Annotated in this window: 19 protein-coding genes; 8 read left to right on the top strand and 11 right to left on the bottom strand. The window is 61.9% G+C overall.

Going from position 1 to position 22527, the window contains the following annotated elements; translation table 11 throughout:
- Window positions 1-186: 186 nt before the first annotated feature.
- From CD58_RS26240 to CD58_RS26220, 5 genes are all read right to left on the bottom strand, one after another.
- Window positions 187-2625 carry a TonB-dependent siderophore receptor gene (locus tag CD58_RS26240; protein WP_025215844.1) on the bottom strand — a complete coding sequence of 813 codons (2439 nt, stop codon included), beginning with the start codon at window positions 2623-2625 and terminating at the stop codon, window positions 187-189.
- A 251-nt stretch (window positions 2626-2876) separates the two neighbouring features.
- The gene (locus CD58_RS26235; RefSeq protein WP_025215843.1) at window positions 2877-3851 is read right to left on the bottom strand and encodes a FecR domain-containing protein; all 975 of its coding nucleotides are present in this window, start codon (window positions 3849-3851) and stop codon (window positions 2877-2879) included.
- Window positions 3848-4366: an RNA polymerase sigma factor gene (locus CD58_RS26230; RefSeq protein WP_025215842.1), complete on the bottom strand. Its 519-nt coding sequence runs from the start codon at window positions 4364-4366 to the stop codon at window positions 3848-3850. Before CD58_RS26230 ends, CD58_RS26235 begins: the two co-directional genes overlap by 4 nt.
- A 171-nt stretch (window positions 4367-4537) precedes the next feature.
- Window positions 4538-5245, bottom strand: a complete 708-nt coding sequence (locus CD58_RS26225; RefSeq protein ID WP_025215841.1) for a PolC-type DNA polymerase III — start codon at window positions 5243-5245, stop codon at window positions 4538-4540.
- On the bottom strand, window positions 5242-7182 hold the full coding sequence (locus CD58_RS26220) for a putative nucleotidyltransferase substrate binding domain-containing protein (RefSeq protein WP_025215840.1): 1941 nt from the start codon (window positions 7180-7182) through the stop codon (window positions 5242-5244). The genes CD58_RS26225 and CD58_RS26220 overlap by 4 nt, the downstream gene beginning before the upstream one ends.
- A 254-nt stretch (window positions 7183-7436) precedes the next feature.
- On the opposite strand from CD58_RS26220, the gene CD58_RS26215 reads away from it, so the two are divergent.
- Complete coding sequence (locus CD58_RS26215) at window positions 7437-7883, top strand: response regulator (RefSeq protein WP_025215839.1); 447 nt, start codon at window positions 7437-7439, stop codon at window positions 7881-7883.
- Between the two features lie 218 nt (window positions 7884-8101).
- On the opposite strand, the gene CD58_RS26210 is transcribed toward CD58_RS26215, so the two are convergent.
- Complete coding sequence (locus CD58_RS26210; RefSeq protein ID WP_025215838.1) at window positions 8102-10279, bottom strand: malate synthase G; 2178 nt, start codon at window positions 10277-10279, stop codon at window positions 8102-8104.
- Window positions 10280-10724: 445 nt separating this feature from the next.
- Between CD58_RS26210 and CD58_RS26205 the strand changes: the two genes are divergently transcribed.
- On the top strand, window positions 10725-11243 hold the full coding sequence (locus tag CD58_RS26205; protein WP_025215837.1) for a glycine cleavage system protein R: 519 nt from the start codon (window positions 10725-10727) through the stop codon (window positions 11241-11243).
- 216 nt (window positions 11244-11459) lie between these two features.
- On the opposite strand, the gene rarD is transcribed toward CD58_RS26205, so the two are convergent.
- From rarD to CD58_RS26180, 5 genes are all read right to left on the bottom strand, one after another.
- Entirely contained in the window at window positions 11460-12347 is an 888-nt protein-coding gene (gene rarD, locus CD58_RS26200) for an EamA family transporter RarD (protein ID WP_025215836.1), read from the bottom strand.
- Window positions 12348-12568: 221 nt separating this feature from the next.
- Window positions 12569-13543: a serine/threonine protein kinase gene (locus tag CD58_RS26195; protein WP_025215835.1), complete on the bottom strand. Its 975-nt coding sequence runs from the start codon at window positions 13541-13543 to the stop codon at window positions 12569-12571.
- Window positions 13544-13705: 162 nt separating this feature from the next.
- Complete coding sequence (locus CD58_RS26190; protein ID WP_025215834.1) at window positions 13706-15607, bottom strand: PhoX family protein; 1902 nt, start codon at window positions 15605-15607, stop codon at window positions 13706-13708.
- Window positions 15608-15673: 66 nt separating this feature from the next.
- A complete protein-coding gene (locus tag CD58_RS26185; RefSeq protein WP_025215833.1) occupies window positions 15674-16438 on the bottom strand; it encodes a TOBE domain-containing protein in 765 nt (254 codons plus the stop codon).
- Between the two features lie 58 nt (window positions 16439-16496).
- Window positions 16497-17237 (bottom strand): ComF family protein, encoded by a 741-nt coding sequence (locus CD58_RS26180; protein WP_025215832.1) that lies wholly within the window; start codon window positions 17235-17237, stop codon window positions 16497-16499.
- 90 nt (window positions 17238-17327) lie between these two features.
- Here CD58_RS26180 and bioB point away from each other — a divergent pair, with 90 nt between their 5' ends.
- The 6 genes from bioB (at window position 17328) to CD58_RS26150 (ending at window position 22339) form a co-directional block, all read left to right on the top strand.
- Window positions 17328-18383: a biotin synthase BioB gene (bioB, locus tag CD58_RS26175; RefSeq protein WP_025215831.1), complete on the top strand. Its 1056-nt coding sequence runs from the start codon at window positions 17328-17330 to the stop codon at window positions 18381-18383.
- A gap of 153 nt (window positions 18384-18536) precedes the next feature.
- Window positions 18537-19715 (top strand): 8-amino-7-oxononanoate synthase, encoded by a 1179-nt coding sequence (gene bioF / locus CD58_RS26170; protein ID WP_025215830.1) that lies wholly within the window; start codon window positions 18537-18539, stop codon window positions 19713-19715.
- On the top strand, window positions 19708-20439 hold the full coding sequence (locus CD58_RS26165) for an alpha/beta fold hydrolase (RefSeq protein WP_025215829.1): 732 nt from the start codon (window positions 19708-19710) through the stop codon (window positions 20437-20439). Before bioF ends, CD58_RS26165 begins: the two co-directional genes overlap by 8 nt.
- Entirely contained in the window at window positions 20432-21244 is an 813-nt protein-coding gene (bioC, locus tag CD58_RS26160; protein WP_025215828.1) for a malonyl-ACP O-methyltransferase BioC, read from the top strand. Before CD58_RS26165 ends, bioC begins: the two co-directional genes overlap by 8 nt.
- Window positions 21241-21921 (top strand): dethiobiotin synthase, encoded by a 681-nt coding sequence (gene bioD, locus CD58_RS26155; protein WP_025215827.1) that lies wholly within the window; start codon window positions 21241-21243, stop codon window positions 21919-21921. The genes bioC and bioD overlap by 4 nt, the downstream gene beginning before the upstream one ends.
- A 121-nt stretch (window positions 21922-22042) precedes the next feature.
- Window positions 22043-22339 carry a hypothetical protein gene (locus tag CD58_RS26150; RefSeq protein ID WP_025215826.1) on the top strand — a complete coding sequence of 99 codons (297 nt, stop codon included), beginning with the start codon at window positions 22043-22045 and terminating at the stop codon, window positions 22337-22339.
- Window positions 22340-22527: the final 188 nt, after the last annotated feature.

Genomic DNA, 22527 nt, shown 5'->3' with positions numbered 1-22527 from the left:
TGAGCTCCATCAGTCAAGCCGCGAAACCTGTGGGAGCGAGCTTGCTCGCGAAAGCGGTGTGCCAGACAACATCAATGTTGACTGTTACGCCGTCTTCGCGAGCAAGCTCGCTCCCACAGGGGTTTCATTTGACTGACGGGTCTCAGGTACAGGTGCCCTCAAAAAGGTTTTGCAAATGCTAACCGTTTACCATTTGTAATTCACGCTGGCGACGACGTTGCGTTGATCGCCGTAGTAGCAATAGAAACCATCGCAGGTGGACAGGTAGTCTTTGTTGAAGATGTTCTTCGCATCCACCGCCACCGTGACGCCTTTGAGGGTCTTGTTCAAACGCCCGAGATCGTAGTGGGCCGATGCGTCGTACACGGTGTAGGAGCCGACATGGCCCCAATCGGTGTTGGTGGTGTTGCCATAGGTGTCGCCGACATAACGCACGCCGGCACCGACCCCGAAGCCATCCAGCGGGCCGTTGTGCCAGGTGTAGTCAGCCCAGGCAGTGGCCTGGTTACGCGGTACCTGGGCCATGCGCTTGCCTTTTTCAGCGGCGGTGCCCTTGGTGATTTCACTGTCGTTGTAGGTGTAGGAACCGATCAGCTTCAGGTTGTCGGTCACGTCGCCCGAGGCTTCCAGTTCCAGGCCGCGCACCCGAACTTCGCCCACCTGGCGAGTGATGTTGTTTTCGGTGACGGAGTTGTTCTGCTGCGTCAGGTCGAACACAGCAGCCGTCAGCAGGGTCTTGGTTCCCGGCGGTTGGTATTTGATGCCGGCCTCGTACTGTTCGCCTTCGGTTGGCTTGAACGCGTCGGTGCTGTTGACGGTTGAACCCGCCGCCGCCTGGAACGACTGGGCAAAGGAAATGTAAGGCGTCACGCCGTTGTCGAAGACGTAGCTCAGGGCCGCGTTACCGCTGAATTTTTTGTCGCGCTGGGTGTTGGTGACGTTGTTCTGGTTATGGAATTCGGTGCCGGTGTGAATCCAGTCTTCACGACCACCGAGGGTCAGGCGCCAATTGTCCAGGGCGATCTGGTCCTGGACATACAGGCCGGTCTGGTTGGTCTTTTGGTTGTAGTCGTACATGGTGAAGTACTGGACGTTGGAGAAGTCCTGTCCATAGATCGGGTTGTGGATGTTGCTGGTCGGCACGCCGGTCGAGCCCCACAACCAACGCGAATTGCTGTTGGAGCGCTGGTGATCCAGGCCCAGCAGCAGGGTGTGGGTGAGGGCGCCGGTCTGGAAGTCTGCCTGGAAATTGTTGTCCACGGCGAACTGGCTGATGTCTTCGTCAACGACACTGGCACTGCGCTTGACGGTGCCATCGGCGCTGACTGCTTCTTCAGGCCCTGCCGGCCAGAATTGCCCGCCAGCGGAGATGCCCTGGGTTTCCAGGTCGCTCTTGGTGTAGCGCAGGTTCTGGCGGAACTGCCAAGTGTCGTTCAGACGGTGTTCGAACGCATAGCCGAGGGCGTAGTAGGTACGATCATAGAATTCCCAATCCGGGTCGCCCAGGTTCTTGTGATGGGAAATCTTGCCCGCCGGCGAAGACAATTTGGTGCCTTGCAACGGCAGAAATTGCCCGGTGATGCCGGTGTCGTCGCGGGTGTACTGGGACAGGAAGGTCAGGCGGGTATCGTCGTTGATGTTCCAGGTCAGGCTCGGGGCGATGTTGTAGCGCTTGTCCGGGATGTGGTCGACCTGGGAGTTGCTGTCGCGCACGGTGCCGCTGAGCCGATAGAGGAACTGGCCTTCGTCATCGACCTTGCCGGTGCTGTCGAAGTTGATCTGCTTGTGCTCGTAGCTGCCGGCCTGCAACTCGACTTCATGGCTGCTTTCGGCCTGGGGGCGACGGCTGACCATGTCCAGCATGCCGCCGGGTGGTGTCTGGCCGTAGACCGAAGACGCCGGGCCGCGCAGCACGGCGATGCGCTCCAGGTTCCAGGGCTCGATTTTCGGCGTGATGTAGTTGCCCTTGGGCAGCGGCAGGCCGTCGAGGAACTGGGTCGGTATGAAGCCGCGCACCAGCAGCCAGTCGTTGCGCGAGTCCGAGCCGTAGCCGCTGCTCTGCACGCCGGCGGTGTAGCGCAGGGCGTCATTGAGGTTGAGGACGGAGCGGTCTTCCATCTGCTGGCGCGTGACCACTGAAACCGAGCGTGGCAGTTCGACTATCGGCGTATCGGTCTTGGTACCGGCAGCGGTGCGGGTGGCGGCGTAGCCCTCGGTCGGGCCCCACGCGGTTTCGCTGACCCCGGCGCCGATCACGCTGGTTTCCGGTAACGCCATGGCGCCCTCGGGCACCGCCACCAGGCTGTAGGTGCCGGCGCTGCTTTGTTCCAATTGCAGGCCGGTGCCGCGCAGGGCCTCGCGCAATGCGCCCGTGGCATCGAACTGGCCCTGGACCGGTGCCGAGGTTTTGCCCGAGGCCAGGGACGGATTCAGGCTCAGGGCGAGACCGGCCTGGCTGGCGATCTGGTTCAGGGTGCTGGCCAACGGCGCGGCGGGCAGGTTGTAGGCGCGCACGCTGGAAGCCTGTTCGGCCGCCAGTAGCGGGCCGCTGGCGAGCGGAACGGCAAAGGCAATGGCGACGGCCAGCAGGCTGGGGCGCAACAGGGTCTCTAGCGGGCGGGACATACGGCGGCTCCTGAATGGAAATATTTCTCAATTGCCTGAGTGCCGGATGAAAATCGAAAAGTGATAGGGCGGGATGAAAATAATTTAGATTCAGTTTTAAGGCTGGCTTGGGTTTTGTGTTGTGTGGGGTAGCGTCTTCGCGAGCAAGCCCGCTCCCACACTGACCGAGCCGCCCGCAATATTGTGTGCGCCGCTATTCCCCTGTGGGAGCGGGCTTGCCCGCGAAGGCGGCCTGCCTGATATAACATCTCTCAGGGCTTGGCCTCGGTCCTCGGCCCTACCACCACCCACCACTTGGTGTGATGCTCGACCTGCACCGGCAAGGTCGGCAGCAGCGCCGTCAGGGCCAGATCAGTGTCGTGCAGCGGGAAGCTGCCGGTGATGCGCAAATCGGCCACTTGTGGCTCGACGCCCAGATAGCCGTGACGATAGCGGCCCAACTCGTGGACCAGATCTTCGAGGCGCGCGTTATCCACCACCAGCATGCCGCGGGTCCAGGCATCGGCGCCGGGGCTCAGGGCGAGCAACGGTCCAAGGCCGTCGCGGCGCATCAGCACCTGCTGGCCTTCGCGCAGAATCCGTTCTTCGTCGGTTGCTTGCGGCTGCGCCGCCACCGCGGATTTCAACACGCTCAGACGTGTGCCTTCGTCTTCGCGCTTGACCAAAAAACGCGTGCCCAGGGCGCGCATGCGCCCTTCGCGTGTCTCGACGATAAACGGGCGCGGGTCGTTGTGGCCGGTTTCCACCAGGATCTCGCCTTCCTGCAGGACGATGCGGCGCTGCTTGTCATCGAAACGCACGTCCAGGGCACTGTGGGTGTTGAGGTTAATCACTGTGCCGTCGGCCAGGCGCAGGGTGCGTTGTTCGCCTGTGGCGGTGCGCTGGTCGGCCAGCCAGTAATCCAGCGGCAGGTAACGCTCCCCGGCAAACAGCGCCAGGCCGATGACCGCGACAAGACTGGCCAGGCCGCTGCCGACCTTGCGAACCCGGCGTCGAATGCTGACTCGCGATTGCAGCAACGCGGCCCGCGCCGGTCCGCTGGCAACACTGAAACGCTGGTCGAGCATGCCCAATTGCCGCCAGGCCCGGGCGTGTTCCTCGTCGGCGGCATGCCACCGGGCGAAGGCTTCATGCTCTTGGGCACTGCCTGAATCCAGGGACAACTGCCAGGCGATGGCTGCATCCAACACACTGGCCGAGACCGGCTTGGCGTGGGCCGCGCTCATGTTGGCTCACCATAGAGTGCGATGTAGCACTGTCGAATGCCTTGGGCCAGATACTGCCGTACCCGGGGCACCGAAACCCCCAGGCGCGCGGCGATTTCAGCATGGCCGAGGCCGTCGAGGCGGTTATAGAGAAAGGCCGCACGGGCCTTGCTCGACAGTTTGCCAAGCAGACGATCAATGGCCTTGAGGTCTTCGAGAATCAGCTGTTGTTCTTCCACCGACGGTTGTTCGTTTTCGGGGATCAGCATCAGTTCGGTGAGGTAAGCCTGCTCCAAGGCTGCCCGTCGAAAATAATCGAACAGCAGGCCCTTGGCAATCGCCACCAGAAACGCCCGCGGCTCGCGGGGCGCCTTCAGCTCGTCACGGCCCAGCAGCCGCACGAAGGTGTCCTGGCTCAAGTCTTCGGCCCGCTGTGGACAGGCCACATTGCGCCGCAGCCAGGCCAATAGCCAACCGCGATGGTCACGGTATAACGCACCAACCAGATCACTGTGGGGGCTAGGAACTGACGACACGGAGCATCACCGACGTTTTAAGTAACGAGAATTGTTCGCGATTGTGGCAGAGGCGGGGACGTGAAAGCAATTGGCGCTGGTCGGGCGGTGTGGGAAGGAGATTGAGGCCGGGCTCTGTGTGGGAGCGAGCAAGCTCGCTCCCACAAAAGCTCTATGTTCGTAAGCTTCAGGTTAAAGCGAAGGCGCCTGCTGCCGCCGCTTCCACTGGCCCAACCGCTGTTGCAGGTCCAGCGGGCTCTGGATCTGTTGCTGGCGAGCGCGGCTGAACAGAATCAGCGCCAATTCGGCGGTGGCCAGGGCGTCGGCGCTGGCGTTGTGGCGGTCGAAGACTTGCAGCTTGAACCAGTCGATCCATTCGTCCAGACCCGCCTTGCGTAAATGGGCCTGGGGACAAAGCATGGGTGCCAGGTCTGCCACATCCAGGAACAGATGCTGCAAGCGATAACCCAGGTAATCCTTCAGGGCCCGCCCGAGCATGTGGGAATCGAACGGCGCGTGAAAGGCCAGCAGCGGGCTGTCGCCGACGAATTCCATGAACGCCAGCAGCGCCTCGGCCGGATTGCTGCCGGCGGCGATGGCACTGGGGGCCAGGCCGTGGATCAGCACACTGGGCCCCAGCTTCTGCTTGTCGCATTGCAAGGTGCGTTCGAATTGCTGGCTGAAATCGATAGCGCCGTCTTCTATGACCACTGCACCAATGGACAGCACCTGATCCTTGTTCAGGTTCAGGCCGGTGGTTTCCAGATCCAGCATGACCCAGCGCTGTTCTCGCCAGCTGCGCTCATCCAGTGGCGAGGGCGCGGGCAGGCGTTCCAGGCGCTGCTGCAGTACGTCGGGCAACGTCGGCTGGGCCGGACGCAGCCAGGAAAAAATACTCACAGCTGATACCTCACCGTCAGGCTGCTTTGCAGGCGTTGGGCTTGGCGCAAGGACTCGCGCAGGATGCGTCGGTCCAGGTGATTGAGGCTGTCGGGGTCGACGCGATTGGAGTAGGGCAGGTTCTCGCGGGTTTGCAGTTGATGTTGCTGCATGCGGGTCTGCTGGATGAAGTGATAGGCCTCTTCATAGGCCGCGCCATCCAAGGGTTCGATCACTTCCTTGACGACCAGTTGCCGCAAGCGCTCCAGGGTATTGTTGGCTTCGATGCCATTGGCCAGCGCCAGCAGACGGGCGCCGTCGACGAAGGGGGTCAGGCCTTGCACTTTAAGGTCGAGGGTCGCCTTTTCGCCATTCTTGCGGCTCAGTACGAAGTCCCTGAAACGTCCCACCGGCGGTCGATGGCGCAGCGCGTTCTCGGCCATCATGCGCTGGAACAAACGATTATCGGCCACTTGGGCAAGCACCTGTTGGCGCAGCTGCTCGCAGCCTTGCTCATCACCCCAGACCACCCGCAAGTCGAAATAGATGCTTGAGCCCAGCAGGTTTTCCGGTGTGGCTTCACGGATGAATGCCGCAAAGCGCCGGGCCCATTCGGCGCGGGACAGGCACAGCTCGGGGTTGCCGGCCATGATGTTGCCCTTGCATAAGGTGAAGCCGCACAGGGCCAGGCTCTGGTTGATCTGTTGGGCGATGGGCAACAACAACCCGCGGATCTGCGCCGCATGGGCGGCGTCCCGGGCTTCGAACAAAATGCCATTGTCCTGATCGGTGTGCAGGGTTTGCTCGCGCCGGCCTTCGCTGCCAAAGCACAACCAACTGAAGGGCACGCCTGGGTCGCCCTTGTCGGCCAGGGTCAGTTCGATGACCCGGCACACGGTGTGGTCGTTGAGCAGGGTGATGATCTGGGTGATCTGGGTCGACGACGCACCGTGGGCCAGCATGCGTTCCACCAGTTGGCCAATCTCGCCGCGCAGGGCCACCAGGTTCTCCACCTTCGGGGCGCTGCTGATGGTCCGGGCCAGGTGCACCAGGTCGACGCGTTGCAGGGAAAACAGGTCGCGCTCCGACACCACGCCACACAGGCGCTGTTCCTTGACCAGGCAGACATGGGCGATGTGGCGCTCGGTCATGGCGATGGCCGCGTCAAAGGCGCTGTGGTCCGGCGAGAGGAAAAACGGGGCCTGGGTCATGTGTTCGGCGATCGCCTGGGAAAAGTCCCCGGAACCATCGGCCACCACCTGCCGCAGGTCGCGCAAGGTAAAAATCCCGACCGGTGCTTTATGCTCATTCACCACCACGATGCTGCCGACCTGTTGCTCATGCATCAGTTTCACGGCTTCGCGCAGCGGCGTGTCGGGGCTGCAACTCACCGGATGCCGCATCGCCAGCTCACCCAGCCGGGTATTGAGCGAGTACTGGGTGCCCAAGGTTTGCGCAGATTTTTGCTGGACCTGCTGGTTGACCTGGTCAAGCAGGCTGCTGACGCCGCGCAAGGCAAAGTCGCGAAACGGGCTGGACAGGGCGAACAGCTTGATGAAGGCCTGCTTGTTCAGTTGCAGGCAGAACGTGTCCTCGCCGGCCAGGTGCTCAGTGCGGGTCGCTCGCTCGCCTAGCAGCGCGGCAAGGGGGAAACATTCGCCGGTGGTGATTTCGAAGGTGGTCTCGGTGCCGCCCTTGGCCGTATGCGGACGCTCGCCCACCACCCGGCCTTGCTTGACGATGTAAAAGTGCTCCACCGGGCCGTCGGCCGGTTTGATGATGCTCTCGCCCATTGCGTAAAAACGCAGCAGGCATTGCTCCACCAGATAGGCCAGGTGAGTGTTTTCCATTTGGTTGAACGGCGGGAAGCGTTGAAGAAACTGCAACGTGCCCTGGATGTTTTGCAACACCGCGGTTTTCCCTGCCTGGATGAAGGCGTCCGTTCTTTTCATAACCATTACGCAGTCTTTTTCGAATTGTTGTGGTCGGATCTGTTCCCCCATGGTCGGCCCCTGAGCACGGAGTGCCCATTGGACGTAAGTCTAGGTCGCCGCAAAAGGGCCGGGACTACAGAAAAAGCCGATGTTGGACGTCTGAAAAATCTTCAGTGAATGCACTTGGAAAAAAATCCGACGAAGTGCACATTGAAGCGCCGCAGAACGATGTCTGACCACTGTGCCAGGGGATCGATTTAAAGAACGTAGAGAGCATCATGTCCGACCACGATATTTTGAGTGACGCCGAGCGCGAGGCGCTGAGTGCCGTCATGCTGGAACCTGACCTGCCGCCGCAGCGAGTCTTGATCGTCGATGACGATAAGGACGCTCGCGAGCTGCTGTCGGAGATTCTGGCGCTGGACGGGATTCACTGCATGACCGCCGCCAGTGGTGAAACGGCACTCAAGATGCTGGAAACCAAGCCGTCGATAGGTCTTTTGATCACCGACCTGCGCATGGGCAACGTCGATGGCCTGGAACTGGTCCGCCTGGTGCGCGAGTCGCCGCGAGCGGCGCTGCCGATCATCATCGTGTCCGGCGACGCCGACGTGAAGGACGCCATCGAAGCCATGCACCTGAGCGTGGTGGATTTCCTGCTCAAGCCGATCGATACCGACAAGCTGCTGGGGTTGGTCAAGCATGAGTTGGGGATGGATCTGTAGCCTGTCGTATCCCTTGTGCCGAAGTGCTGTTGTGGCGAGGGAGCTTGCTCCCGCTGGGCTGCGAAGCAGCCCTCATTTTCCAGCATTCGAAACCTCATCGGCTGACTGACGACTGCTGCGCAGTCGAGCGGGAGCAAGCTCCCTCGCCACAAATGTATTGCCAATAAAAAGCCCCGATCTTTCGATCAGGGCTTTTTTATGTCGCTTCTACCGTTCAATCACAACCCATTGGCTGCCTTGAACTCGCGACGACGACGGTGCAGCACTGGCTCGGTGTAGCCGTTAGGCTGCTTCGTGCCCTCGATCACCAGCTCGACCGCCGCCTGGAAGGCGATGTTGCTGTCGAAGTCCGGCGCCAGTGGACGGTACAGCGGATCGCTGGCGTTCTGGCGGTCCACTACCGGCGCCATGCGTTTGAGGCTTTCCATCACCTGGTCTTGCGTGACGATGCCGTGGCGCAGCCAGTTGGCGATGTGCTGGCTGGAAATACGCAGCGTTGCACGGTCTTCCATCAAGCCGATGTCGTTGATGTCCGGTACCTTGGAGCAACCAACGCCCTGGTCGATCCAGCGCACCACGTAGCCAAGAATGCCCTGGGCGTTGTTGTCCAGTTCGTTCTTGATCTGCTCCGGCGTCCAGTTCGGTTCGACGGCCAACGGGATGGTCAGGATGTCGTCCACCGAAGCGCGAGCGCGCTTGGCCAGTTCGGCCTGACGGGCGAACACGTCGACCTTGTGGTAGTGCAGCGCGTGCAGGGCGGCGGCGGTCGGTGACGGAACCCAGGCGGTGTTGGCGCCAGCCAGCGGGTGAGCGATCTTCTGCTCGAGCATCGCTGCCATCAGGTCCGGCATCGCCCACATGCCCTTGCCGATCTGGGCACGACCTTGCAGGCCGGTGCTCAGGCCGATGTCGACGTTCCAGTTTTCGTAGGCGGCGATCCACTTCTCGGCTTTCATGTCAGCCTTGCGCACCATCGGGCCGGCCTCCATGGAGGTGTGGATTTCGTCGCCGGTGCGGTCGAGGAAACCGGTGTTGATGAACACCACGCGCTCGCTGGCGGCCTTGATGCAGGCCTTGAGGTTGACCGTGGTACGGCGTTCCTCGTCCATGATCCCGACCTTGAGGGTGTTGCGTGGCAGGTTCAGCACGTCTTCGACGCGACCGAACAGCTCGTTGGTGAATGCCGCTTCTTCCGGGCCGTGCATCTTCGGCTTGACGATGTACACCGAGCCGGTGCGGCTGTTGCGCCGCGACGTGTTGCCGTTGAGGCTGTGGATCGCCGCCAGGCTGGTGATCAGGCCGTCGAGAATGCCTTCGGGCACTTCGTTGCCGTGCTGGTCCAGGATGGCGTCGATGGTCATCAAGTGGCCGACGTTGCGCACGAACAGCAGTGAGCGGCCGTGCAGCGTCACGCTCGAACCGTCGACGGCTGTGTAGACGCGGTCGGGGTTCATGGTGCGGGTAAACGTCTGGCCACCCTTGGCGACTTCTTCAGCCAGATCGCCCTTCATCAAGCCGAGCCAGTTGCGGTAGATCACCACTTTGTCATCGGCATCGACGGCGGCGACCGAGTCTTCGCAATCCATGATGGTGGTCAGCGCGGCTTCCATCAGGATGTCTTTGACGCCCGCGACGTCGGTCTGGCCGACCGGGGTGTTGGCGTCGATCTGGATTTCGAAGTGCAAGCCGTTGTGCTTCAGCAGCACGGCGGCGGGTGCCGAGGCGTCGCCCTGGAAACCGATCAGTTGGGCATCGTCACGCAGGCCGCTGTTGCTGCCGCCCTTGAGGGCGATCACCAGTTTACCGTCGACGATCTTGTAGCCGGTGGAATCGACATGGGAGCCGGCTGCCAGCGGGGCCGCTTCGTCGAGGAAGGCGCGGGCGAAGGCGATGACCTTGTCGCCGCGTACCTTGTTGTAGCCTTTGCCTTTCTCCGCGCCGTCGGTTTCGCTGATGGCATCGGTGCCGTATAGCGCGTCGTATAGCGAACCCCAGCGGGCGTTCGAGGCGTTGAGGGCGAAGCGGGCATTCATTACCGGCACCACCAGTTGCGGGCCGGCCATGCGGGCGATTTCGTCATCGACGTTTTGGGTCGTGGCCTGGAAATCCGCCGCTTCTGGCAGCAGGTAACCAATGTCTTGCAGGAAGGCTTTGTAAGCCACGGCGTCGTGGGCCTGGCCGGCACGAGCCTGGTGCCAGGCATCGATCTGCGCCTGGAAATCGTCGCGTTTGGCGAGTAGGGCTTTGTTCTTCGGCGCCAGGTCGTGGATGACCTTGTCGGCACCGGCCCAGAACGCGTCGGCGGTAAGGCCGGTTCCGGGAATGGCTTCGTTATTCACGAAGTCGAACAGGACTTTGGCGACCTGCAGGCCACCGACTTGAACGTGTTCAGTCATTGCTTGCCTCACTCTGCTCAGCTATTTCGCTTTTCAGCTCTTCGATTTTGACAATGAAGCCTCGGGACATTTAAACCACAAACCCCGGAACCAGTACATGCCATCGCTGGCGGCTGGGTTGGGACCTATCAAGGGCTTTTAGCCTTGCTGACGGGGCTTTCAGGGATGCGACTGCGCCTTAAGCGGACATCTGTCCAACGTTATGTAGTGCGCGCTGCGGCATACTACATGATCAACTGCGGTTGTGAAAATTAGACTAATTGCGTCGTTCCGCGACCGACTAAAGCAGTACAGTCACGACGGGGCATCGGATGTTCTCAAAAAAAGTGTGGATTGTTCCAGATAAATCTTAAAGGTTGTACACGATTGTTCTTGTGTCTTCTTAAGGGAACAGGACTTGTGCGTCCTGCCTATACTGTTTCTTCCATAACAAGAGGGCTGCGCCATGGACCACTTGGTCATCACTGTTTTCGCCCCGGACAAGCCCGGGCAGGTTGAGCGCATCGCCGACTGTATCGCCGCGCATGGCGGCAACTGGCTGGAGAGCCGCATGTCACGCCTAGCCGGGCAATTCGCCGGAATCCTGCGCATCAGCGCCCCGGCCGAATCCCATGAAGAACTGATCGAAGCCTTGCAAGGACTGTCGACCCAGGGCATTCGTGTGTTGATTGCTGAAAGTCCCGTTGAAGAATCCTGTAGCTGGAAACCCATTGCCATGGAACTGGTGGGCAACGATCGCCCTGGCATCGTCCGTGACATCACCCGTTTGCTGAGCGAGCAGGGCGTGAACGTCGAGCGACTGGTGACCCACGTGCTTCCGGCACCGATGAGCAGCGAGTTGCTGTTCCACGCCGAAGCGATTCTGGGCGTGCCCCTGACCCTGTCGCTGGACACCTTGCAGGAACGCCTGGAAACCCTGGCCGATGAGTTGATGGTGGAGCTCAAACTCAGCGACGAAGCCTGATGGGGTTATCCAAGGAAAAACTGCGCCTGCCTGTGGATAACCTGTAGAGACACAGCGCCAGCCCAGGCCCGCCGGGGCTCAGCGGGGAATGATCAAAAAATCACCAATTTTCAAGGGCTTGTGCACAAACGGCGGGGATCAGGTTGTGGATAACCTTGGGAAGGATCAGCACAGGCCACGCCAGCCGTGGCCTGTGGATGTTTGAGTGTTTTTTGATCAGTTGCGCCGACGCATGCTGATCACGGCATCGATGCTGTACACCGCAAGCCCAGCCCAGATGAACAGGAACGCCACCAGGGTGCTGGAGGATAGATGCTCACCGAACAGCAGCACGGCGAGCAGCAACACCAGCGTCGGCGCGATGTATTGGAGGAATCCCAGCGTGGTGTAGGGCAAATGCCTTGCCGCGGCGTTGAAACACACCAATGGAACCAGCGTCACGGGGCCAGCCGCCACCAGCCACCAGGCTTCGGAGGTGGTCCAGAACGCCGCTTGGGCACTGGTGGCTGCCGGGTTGAACAGCAACCAGGCTATGGCGATCGGCACCAGCATCCAGGTTTCCACCACCAACCCCGGCAGCGCCTTGACCGGCGCCTGTTTACGGATCAATCCATAGAAGCCGAAGGTCAGCGCCAGCACCAGCGACACCCAGGGCAGGCTGCCCACTTGCCAGACCTGTTGCGCCACGCCGACCGCCGCGAACCCCACCGCCAGCCATTGCATGCGCCGCAACCGCTCACCCAGAAGCAACATACCCAGCAACACATTCACCAGCGGGTTGATGTAGTAACCCAGGCTGGCTTCGAGCATGCGACCGTTGTTCACCGCCCAGACGTAGGTCAGCCAGTTGGCCGCGATCAGCGTGCCGCTCAAGGCCAGGATCGCCAGCCGGCGCGGATTGTCCCGCAGTTCGCGCCACCAGCCCGGGTGTTTCCAGACCATCAGCAACGCCGCGCCGAACAGGGCCGACCACAGCACCCGGTGGATGATGATTTCCACGGACGGGACGCTGGCGATGGCTTTGAAATAGATCGGGAACAGGCCCCAGATGATATAGGCACTCAGGCCCAGGATGTACCCGCGACGCGGGTTGGCGGCTTGCATGCAGAATCCTTGCTTAGGCAGCTAACAAAGGCGTGATTGTAAGGAGATTTTTCGGGTTGTGCTGTGAACCTTTGTGAGCGTTCTGGCCCCAGCACAGATCCCTCTGTGGGAGCGGGCTTGCTCGCGAAAGCGGTGTGTCAGTCGACATGAATATTGAGTGTTCCTCCGTCTTCGCGAGCAAGCCCGCTCCCACAAGGGCGCGCGGAGGCTGCTGGAGCCAATCAGAAAAGCTTCAACGGCTCTTCATTAAGCGCCGCCAGTTGCTCGCGCAACGCCAATACCTGGTCGCCCCAGTAACGTTCGCTGCCGAACCACGGGAAGCTGCGGGGGAAGGCCGGGTCGTCCCAGCGCCGCGCCAGCCAGGCGCTGTAGTGCATCAGGCGCAGGGCCCGCAGCGGCTCGATCAGCGCCAACTCACGTGGGTCGAAGTCGTGGAACTCACGGTAGCCGTCCATCAATTCCGACAATTGCCCCAGGCATTCCTGGCGATCGCCGGCGAGCATCATCCACAAATCCTGCACCGCCGGGCCCATGCGGCAGTCGTCCAGGTCGACGATGTGGAACACCTCGTCGCGGCACATCATGTTGCCGGGGTGGCAGTCGCCGTGCATCCGGATGTTCTGGTGGGGCGTGACGGCGTAGACCTCTTCGACACGCTTGAGCAGATCCCTGGCCACCGACTCGTAGGCTGGCAGCAGGCTGCGGGGTACAAAACCACTCTCCAACACGGTGGCCAGCGAATCGTGGCCGAAGTTCTTCACACCCAAGGCTTCACGATGCTCGAACGGGCGGGTTGCCCCGACGGCGTGCAGGCGCCCGAGCAACTGCCCCAGGCGATAGAGCTGATCAAGGTTGCCCGGCTCCGGCGCACGGCCGCCACGACGGGGAAACAGGGTGAAGCGAAACCCGGCGTGCTCATGCAGGCTGGCGCCGTTGTGGATCAGCGGCGCCACCACCGGCACTTCGTATTCGGCCAGCTCGAAGGTGAAGCTGTGTTCTTCCAGGATCGCTTCGTTGGTCCAGCGCTGGGGGCGGTAGAACTTGGCGATCAGCGGTTCGCCGTCTTCGATGCCGACCTGATAGACGCGGTTTTCGTAGCTGTTGAGGGCCAGCACACGGGCGTCGCTGAGGAAGCCAATGCTTTCAACGGCATCGAGTACCAGGTCGGGCGTGAGGGTTTCAAACGGATGAGACATGCTGACTCCTGCGCAGCGGCAGGGCTGCCGCGTCCGGCCCAGCATGGTAGCGCAGACGGAGGCAGATAGGTGGTGGCTGTGCTGATGCTATCGCGAGCAAGCTTGCTCCCACAGGGATAGCGGAACCATTGTGGGAGCGAGCTTGCTCGCGATGAGGCCCTATCAGGCGCCGATGACCCCGCCATCTTCCCGGGTAATCACCATCACCGACGAGCGCGGCTTGCCGTTGGGCAGGTGCTCGGGGAAGGTCGAACCACCGTTTTCCCCCGGATGCTGGATCCCGACGAAGAGGGACTTGAAGTCCGGCGCAAAACTGATCCCGGTCACTTCGCAGCCCACCGGCCCGACCATGAAACGGCGGATCTCGCCGCTGTCAGGGTCGGCACAGAGCATCTGGTTGTTGCCCATGCCGGCAAAATCCCCGGTGTTGCTGACGTCACCGTCGGTGAGGATCCACAGCCGGCCAGCCTTGTCGAAACCCAGGCCATCCGGGCTGTTGAACATGTTCTGTGCATTGACGTTGGACGAACCGGCCTTCGGCGTGCCGGCATGGACCGTCGGGTTGCCGGCGACCACGAACAGGTCCCAGTCGAACGTCTTGGAGGCGTGATCATCACGGTCGGTGCGCCAGCGCAGGATCTGCCCGTAGACGTTCTTGGCCCGAGGGTTCGGGCCGCCCACCGGTTGGCCGTCTTCGCCGCGCTTGGCGTTGTTGGTCAGGGTGCAATAGACCTGGCCATCTTTCGGGCTGACCACGATCCATTCCGGGCGGTCCATGCGCGTGGCACCAACCACGCTGGCGGCCAGGCGCGCATGAATCAGCACTTCGGCCTGGTCGGCGAAGCCGCTGCTGGTGTCCAGGCCGTTCTTGCCGTGGGTCAGCTCGATCCACTGGCCCTTGCCTTTCGGATGGTCCGGGTTGCTGTCGCCGGCATCGAAGCGCGCCACGTACAAGGTGCCATGGTCCAGCAGATCGCGGTTGGCCTTGGCATTGCGGTGGTTGATGCGGTCGCGGCTGACGAATTTGTAGATAAACTCACCGCGCTCGTCGTCGCCCATGTACACCACCGCGTGACCGTCATGGGTCTGCGCCAGGGCGGCGTTTTCGTGTTTGAAGCGGCCCAGGGCGGTGCGTTTGACCGGGGTGGATTGCGGGTCGAACGGGTCGATCTCCACGACCCAGCCGTGGCGGTTGAGTTCGTTGGGGTTCTTCGCCAGGTCGAAGCGCGGGTCATGCAAATGCCAGTCGATTTTATTGCTGGTGACGGTGGCGCCGTAACGCTTTTGCGCAGCGTCGAACTGCAAATCAGCCTTGCTGCTGCCGAAGCAATCGGTGAAGTTCTCTTCACAGGTCAGGTAAGTGCCCCACGGGGTCATGCCATTGGCGCAGTTCTGGAAGGTGCCGAGCACGTTCTTGCCGCTCTTGTCGGCGGCGGTTTTCAGCAGGGCGTGCCCGGCTGCCGGGCCGCTCAGGTGAATCGGTGTGTTGCCGTGGATCCGGCGGTTGTAGCGCGACGCCTGGACGAACTGCCATTGGCCGCCCTGACGCCGCACCTCGATCACCGACACGCCTTCGCTGGCCTGGGCCTTGTGTACGTCTTCGGCCGACTGCGGCTGGCCACCGTGGGCAAAGAGATAGCGGTAATTGGTGTATTCGTTGTTGATCGCCATCAGCGCCCGGTCGTTGTCGTCGGGGAACGGGAACAGGCTCATGCCGTCGTTGTTGTCGCCGAACTGCACTTCCTGTGCGCGGGCGGTGCCGTTGCCGCTCGGGTCGAACGCCGGTGCATTTTTCTGCAGCGGCTGGCCCCAACTGATCAGCACCGAGGATTTATAGCCTGGCGGCAGCGTGAGGGTGTCGGTCGTGGCGGCGGCGATGCTGTCAAAGCCCAGCAACTTGCTGTTGCCCTCGCTCACGGCGGCGGCCAGGGCGCTGCGACTCAGCAGGTTGCCGCCCAGGAACATTGCCGCACCGCACAGGGCGCCGGCGCTGATGAAGCCGCGCCGGCTCAGGCCGACGATTTTTTCCAGGTCGGTGGATTGGTGTTCTTCTAATAAGCTCATCTCAGGCTCCCTGCTGGTTTTGGCAGTCACCTTAATGCGGGTCGATGAAACTTTTGTTTCAGCGCGTCATAACGGCGTGCCGAGCAGCACATTTGTCGGTGAAAACGTCACTTGCACCGGTGAGCCGACTTCCAGGTTCTGTTCGCGCAGCTGGAGTGGATCGGCCAGGGCGCACAGCGTCTGGCCGTTGGGCAGGCTGATGCGCACTTCGCTGGGGTTGTCTTCGGCGGCGTCGACCTGTTCGATCACACCGTGCAATGTATTGATTAGTGATTGTTCCGCAGGCTCGACCGCATGCAATTCCAACCAGCCGGCCTTGATCAGGGCCACCACTTCGGTGCCGATCTCCAGTTCCAGGCGCAGCGTGCTGTCGTGGGTGATCTGGGCCTCGATGACCAGGCCCCGGGCCAGCTCCAGGCAAATCCGGTCGTTGTGGCCCTGGGCCTCGATGCTCAGGACCTTGCCATGCAGTTGATTGCGGGCGCTGGTGCGCAGCATCAGGCGGCTGAGCAAGCCGAGATCCCCGGCGTCTTCGCTCGCTTCCAGCAACTGTGCCTGTAGGGCTTGCAGGCGCTGATACAAGCGCAACACGCGTTGTCCTTCGGTCGACAGCTTGGCGCCGCCACCGCCCTTGCCGCCGACGCTGCGCTCCACCAAGGGTTGGTCCGCCAGGTTGTTCAACTCGTCAATGGCATCCCAGGCCGCCTTGTAGCTCAGCCCCGCGCTCTTGGCGGCGCGGGTGATCGAGCCTTGTTCGGCGATGTGCTGCAACAGGGCGATGCGTTGTGGGCGCCGAACGATGTGCTGGGTCAGAAGGGTGGGTAATGACATGACGGACAACTGCGGGCAAGGGTTGATGAACGGACGTTGGCGCTTGGGGCGCGGCGCGTCAAGCCGGGTCAGCGGGTTTCGGCGTACGGGCCAGGCAATACACATCGACCCGCGCAGCGCCGGCATCGAGCAGCAAGCGAGCCAACGCCTGGGCGGTGGCGCCTGTAGTAAGCACATCGTCAACCAGTGCCAGGTGTCGGTTGCGCAGTGATGCACCCGGGGCCAGGGCAAAGGCCTGGCGCAGGTTTCGCCGCCGGGCTTGGGCATCGAGTGCTTGTTGGGCGGGGGTGTCCTGGATGCGGCGCAACAGGTTTTCTTCGCAAGGGATCTGCAACGGCCCGCTGAGCCAGCGGGCGAGTAACGTCGCCTGATTGAATCCCCGTTGGCGCAAACGCCGGACCGCCAGCGGCACCGGCACCAAAGCGTCGGGCCGTTCCAGCCCTTCATCGAAATGATGTTGCAGCGACTGGGCGAGCAGTTCGCCCATCAACCGGCCAAAGGGCCATTTTGCCTGATGCTTGAAACGGGTGATCAGGCTGTCCACCGGAAAGTCGTAGGCCCAGGGTGCCAGGACCCGTTCGAAGGCGGGTGGATGCGCGGCGCATTGTCCACAACTCAGCCCGGCCATGGGCAGCGGCAGGGCGCAGATGCCGCATTGATCGCCGAGCCAGGGCAGCTCGCTTTCGCAAGGCGTGCAAATCGGCTGCGGGGTGTCGGTGGATTCGCCGCATAGCAGGCAAAATTGTTTGTTTTTTAACCAGATGTAAACCGGTCCTTCGTATCGTGGTTGACAGCGCATGGCTCTTCCTTAAATATGCCGAACATCCGTGTCGCGCCTGTGGGTATTCCGTCCCCCAGGCGCCAGCCAAGCATAATCAAGGAAATGCCCATGAGCGCCAGCACCACTGCCAACCTGCGTCATGACTGGTCTTTGGCCGAAGTCAAAGCACTCTTCGTCCAGCCATTCAATGACCTGCTGTTCCAGGCGCAGACCGTGCACCGCGCGCACTTCGACGCCAACCGCGTCCAGGTATCCACGCTGCTGTCGATCAAGACCGGTGCCTGCCCGGAAGATTGCAAATATTGTCCGCAATCCGGCCATTACAACACCGGGCTGGAAAAAGAAAAGTTGCTGGAAGTGCAGAAGGTCCTCGAAGAGGCCGCGCGTGCCAAGGCCATTGGTTCGACCCGTTTCTGCATGGGCGCGGCGTGGAAGCACCCGTCGGCCAAGGACATGCCTTATGTGCTGGAAATGGTCAAAGGCGTGAAGGCCATGGGCCTGGAAACCTGCATGACCCTGGGTCGCCTCGACCAGGAGCAGACCGCCGCACTGGCCCAGGCCGGCCTGGACTACTACAACCACAACCTCGACACCTCGCCGGAGTTCTACGGCAGCATCATCACCACCCGCACCTACGGCGAGCGCTTGCAAACCTTGGCCTACGTGCGTGATTCGGGGATGAAAATCTGCTCCGGTGGCATCCTGGGCATGGGCGAGTCCCTGGACGACCGCGCCAACCTGCTGATCCAGCTTGCGAACCTGCCGGAGCATCCGGAGTCGGTGCCGATCAACATGTTGGTGAAAGTCGCCGGCACGCCGCTGGAGAATGCCGAGGACGTCGATCCGTTCGACTTCATCCGCATGCTCGCCGTGGCGCGGATCCTGATGCCTCAGTCCCACGTGCGCCTGTCCGCCGGCCGCGAAGCGATGAACGAACAAATGCAGGCCCTGGCATTTTTTGCCGGTGCCAACTCGATTTTCTACGGCGACAAGTTGCTGACCACCGTCAACCCGCAAGCCGACAAGGACATGCAACTGTTCGCACGCCTGGGTATCCAGCCGGAAGCCCGTGAAGAGCATGCCGATGAAGTGCATCAGGCGGCGATTGAGCAGGCGCTGGTGGAGCAGAAGAGTAGCGAGCAGTTCTATAACGCGGCTGTTTGAGTCGCCGCAAAACCAAGTGTGGGAGCGGGCTTGCTCGCGAAGGCGGTGCAACAGTCAGCACACCTGTTGAATGTGATGACCCCTTCGCGAGCAAGCCCGCTCCCACATTGGATTTCATTAGTTGTCTAAATAGCGGTTCACCCCGAGGCCTGCATGCCCTTCGATCTCGCCGCACGCCTGGCTGCCCGTCGTGCCGAAAACCTCTACCGCCAGCGCCCGTTGCTCGAAAGCCCGCAGGGGCCGGAAGTGGTGGTGGATGGCCAGCCGTTGCTGGCGTTCTGCAACAACGATTACCTGGGCCTGGCCAATCACCCGCAAGTGATCGAGGCCTGGCGCGCCGGGGCGGCCCGATGGGGCGTCGGTGGCGGCGCATCCCATCTGGTGATCGGCCACAGCACCCCCCATGACGCTCTGGAAGAAGCCTTGGCCGACCTGACTGGCCGTCCGCGGGCGTTGCTGTTCACCACCGGCTACATGGCCAACCTCGGCGCGGTGACCGCGTTGGTTGGGCAGGGCGATACGGTGCTGGAAGACCGGCTCAATCACGCCTCGTTGCTCGACGCCGGGCTGCTGTCCGGTGCGCGCTTCAACCGTTATCTGCATAACGACGCCCAGAGCCTGGCCAACCGCCTGGAGAAAGCCACCGGCAATACCCTGGTGGTCACCGATGGCGTGTTCAGCATGGACGGCGATATCGCCGACCTGCCGGCCCTGGCCCATGCCGCCAAAGCCAAGGGCGCCTGGCTGATGGTCGATGATGCCCACGGTTTCGGCCCGCTGGGGGCCAATGGCGGCGGTATCGTCGAGCATTTTGGCTTGAGTCAGGATGACGTGCCGGTATTGGTCGGCACCCTGGGCAAGGCTTTTGGCACCGCAGGGGCCTTTGTGGCCGGCAGTGAAGAACTGATCGAGAGCCTGATCCAGTTCGCTCGCCCCTATATCTATACCACCAGCCAACCGCCGGCCCTGGCCTGTGCGACCCTCAAGAGTCTTGAACTGCTGCGCAGCGAACATTGGCGACGGGAGCATTTGCAGGTGCTGATCCGCCAGTTCCGCCACGGTGCCGAGCAGATTGGCCTGCAATTGATGGACAGTTTCACGCCGATCCAGCCGATCCTGGTCGGCGATGCAGGGCGGGCGATGCGCTTGTCGCAGATGTTGCGCGAGCGTGGGCTGATGGTCACCGCGATTCGTCCGCCCACCGTGCCGGCCGGCAGCGCCCGGTTGCGTGTCACCCTCACCGCCGCCCACAGCGAAGCCCAAGTGCAACGATTGTTAAGTACGTTGGCGGAGTGTTTTGCCCAACTGGGACCGGAGCCAAGCCATGCGTGATCGACTGATACTGCTGCCCGGCTGGGGTTTGGGCGTGTCACCGTTGGAACCTTTGGCGGCGGCGCTGCAAGGGCTCGACGAACACCTGCGGGTGGAAATCGAGCCGTTGCCGGCACTGGCGTCGAATGATCCTGATGAATGGCTCGAAGAGCTGGACGCCGCCGTGCCCCAGGATGCCTGGCTGGGTGGCTGGTCCCTGGGCGGCATGCTGGCCTCGGTGCTGGCGGCGCGGCGGGGAGAGCGCTGCTGCGGCCTGCTGACCCTGGCGAGCAATCCGTCATTCGTCGCCCATGAGCAATGGCCGAGCGCGATGGCTGGTGAAACCTTCGACGGCTTTCTCGCCGGATGCGCTGGCGATCCACGCCAGACCCTCAAGCGTTTCAGTTTGTTGTGCGCCCAGGGCTGCAGCGATCCGCGCGGGTTGTCGCGGTTGCTGCTGGCCGGTGCGCCGAATACTGCGCCAGAGGTGTTGATGGCCGGGCTCGAGGTGCTGGCGCAACTGGATACTCGCCAGGCGTTGCAGAGCTTTCGAGGCCCGCAACTGCATCTGTTTGCCGGGCTCGATGCCCTGGTCCCGGCTGAAGCCGCGGGTGAGTTGCTGGTATTGCTGCCGGATGTCGAAATCGGTCTGATCGAACAGGCCGGCCACGGATTCCTTCTGGAGGACCCCCACGGTGTGGCGGGGGCGATCCAGGCTTTTTTGCATGAGTCCGGTGATGACTGATCTATCCCAGCCCAAATTACCCGGTGCCTTACCCGACAAACGCCAAGTGGCAGCCTCGTTTTCCCGGGCCGCGACCAGCTATGACAGCGTGGCCGAGTTGCAACGCGATGTGGGCCAGCAATTGCTCGCGCGCCTGCCTGTCTCACACTTGCCGGGGCGATGGCTGGACCTGGGCTGCGGCACCGGCTATTTCACCCGGGCGCTGGGTGCGCGCTTTGGTGAGGCGACTGGCCTGGCGCTGGATATCGCCGAAGGCATGCTCAATCACGCTCGTCCCCAGGGCGGTGCGGCGCATTTCGTCGCCGGCGATGCCGAGCGCTTGCCCTTGCAGGCGTCGAGCTGCGATCTGGTGTTTTCTAGCCTGGCGGTGCAATGGTGTGCAGACTTTACCTCGGTGTTAAGCGAGGCCCATCGTGTACTGAAACCGGGTGGAGTATTTGCCTTTACCAGCCTTTGCGTCGGCACCTTGTACGAATTGCGCGACAGCTGGCGTCAGGTGGATGGCCTGGTGCACGTCAACCGTTTTCGCACGTTCGAGACCTACCAACAACTGTGTGCGAGCAGTGGGCTGAAGGTCGTCAGCCTTGAAAATCGTCCCCATGTGTTGCATTACCCGGATGTGCGCGGGCTGACCCACGAACTGAAAGCGTTGGGTGCCCACAATCTGAATCCAGGTCGACCCGGTGGGTTGACGGGCAGGGCACGGATCCTGGCGTTGGTTGAAGCCTACGAGCAGTTTCGCCAGGCACAGGGTTTGCCCGCGACCTATCAGGTGGTCTACGCCGTCTTGGAGAAACCGCTATGAGCCAGGCCTATTTCATTACCGGCACCGACACTGACGTGGGCAAGACCACCATTGCGGCCGGTCTGCTGCACGCTGCGCGCCAGGCCGGCATGAGCACCGCCGCCGGTAAACCCGTGGCCTCGGGTTGTGAGGTGACGCCCAAGGGCCTGCGCAATGCCGATGCCCTGGCGCTGCTGGCTGAGTGCTCGATACCGCTTGAGTACACGCAGGTCAACCCGCAGGCGTTCGAACCGGCTATCGCGCCTCACTTGGCCGCCCGGGAAGCCGGTGTGGCGCTGACGGTGCAATCGTTGCTGGGCCCCATGCGGGCAGTGCTGGCCCTGGAGGCTGATTTCACCCTGATCGAGGGCGCGGGTGGTTGGCGCGTGCCGCTGGCCGACCAGGACAACCTCTCGGACCTGGCCATGGCACTGGGCCTGCCGGTGATCCTGGTGGTGGGTGTGCGCCTGGGCTGCATCAGCCACGCGCTGCTGACTGCCGAGGCCATCGCTCGGGACGGCCTGCAGCTGGCTGGCTGGGTGGCGAACATCATTGATCCCAAGACATCACGCCTGGAAGAAAACCTGGCCACCCTGGCCGAACGCCTCCCGGCGCCGTGCCTGGGGCGAGTACCGAGAATCAAGAACGTGACCGCCGAAATCGTGGCCGAGCATCTGCACCTGGATTTACTGGATTAATTTCCAGGGGGAAGGTTTTCACTATGACCAGGCACTGTGCCATTAGTGTTTTTGTCGGGTCTTTTCCCTTGGCTTCTGATTCAATGGCCACTGTCGACCCTTCAAGAAGACGAGCTCTGCCATGGAAATCTCAGGAAACACCGCGTTCTATGCCGGTCTGAGCACTATTCAGACAGGGCAGAACCGCGTCGATCAAGCGTCCAGCCAGATCGCCAATAACACGATCGAGCGTTCGGTCACCAGCCAGTCGTCCGAAGTTCAGGTCGATCGCCTGCGTTCGGTGGATCGTAGCCAGCAATCGGACGTGGCCAGCAACATGGTCGATATGGCCCAAGGCAAGTTTCAAGTGCAACTGGGCGTCAACGTCGCCAAGGCAGCCGACGAAATGCTCGGTACGTTGATTGATACCTTCGCCTGATCTTGTATCTCCAGATTTGCAAAAACGCCGCGACTATTCGCGGCGTTTTTGTCTCTAACGTCTTCTTGCTCAACTAATCTTTTCCTACGCGCATTGCGGACCCTTCACCGCCATGGATTTCGTGTATCCGACATTTTTTGCCAGCCGATGACGAACGGCAAAAGATCGGCCCTTGACAAGATTTCGGC

It is taken from the genome of Pseudomonas brassicacearum (assembly GCF_000585995.1).
GTDB lineage: Bacteria > Pseudomonadota > Gammaproteobacteria > Pseudomonadales > Pseudomonadaceae > Aquipseudomonas > Aquipseudomonas brassicacearum_A.
The sequence above is the reverse complement of the archived record's forward strand: the minus strand, read 5'-3'. Positions and strand labels throughout refer to the sequence as shown.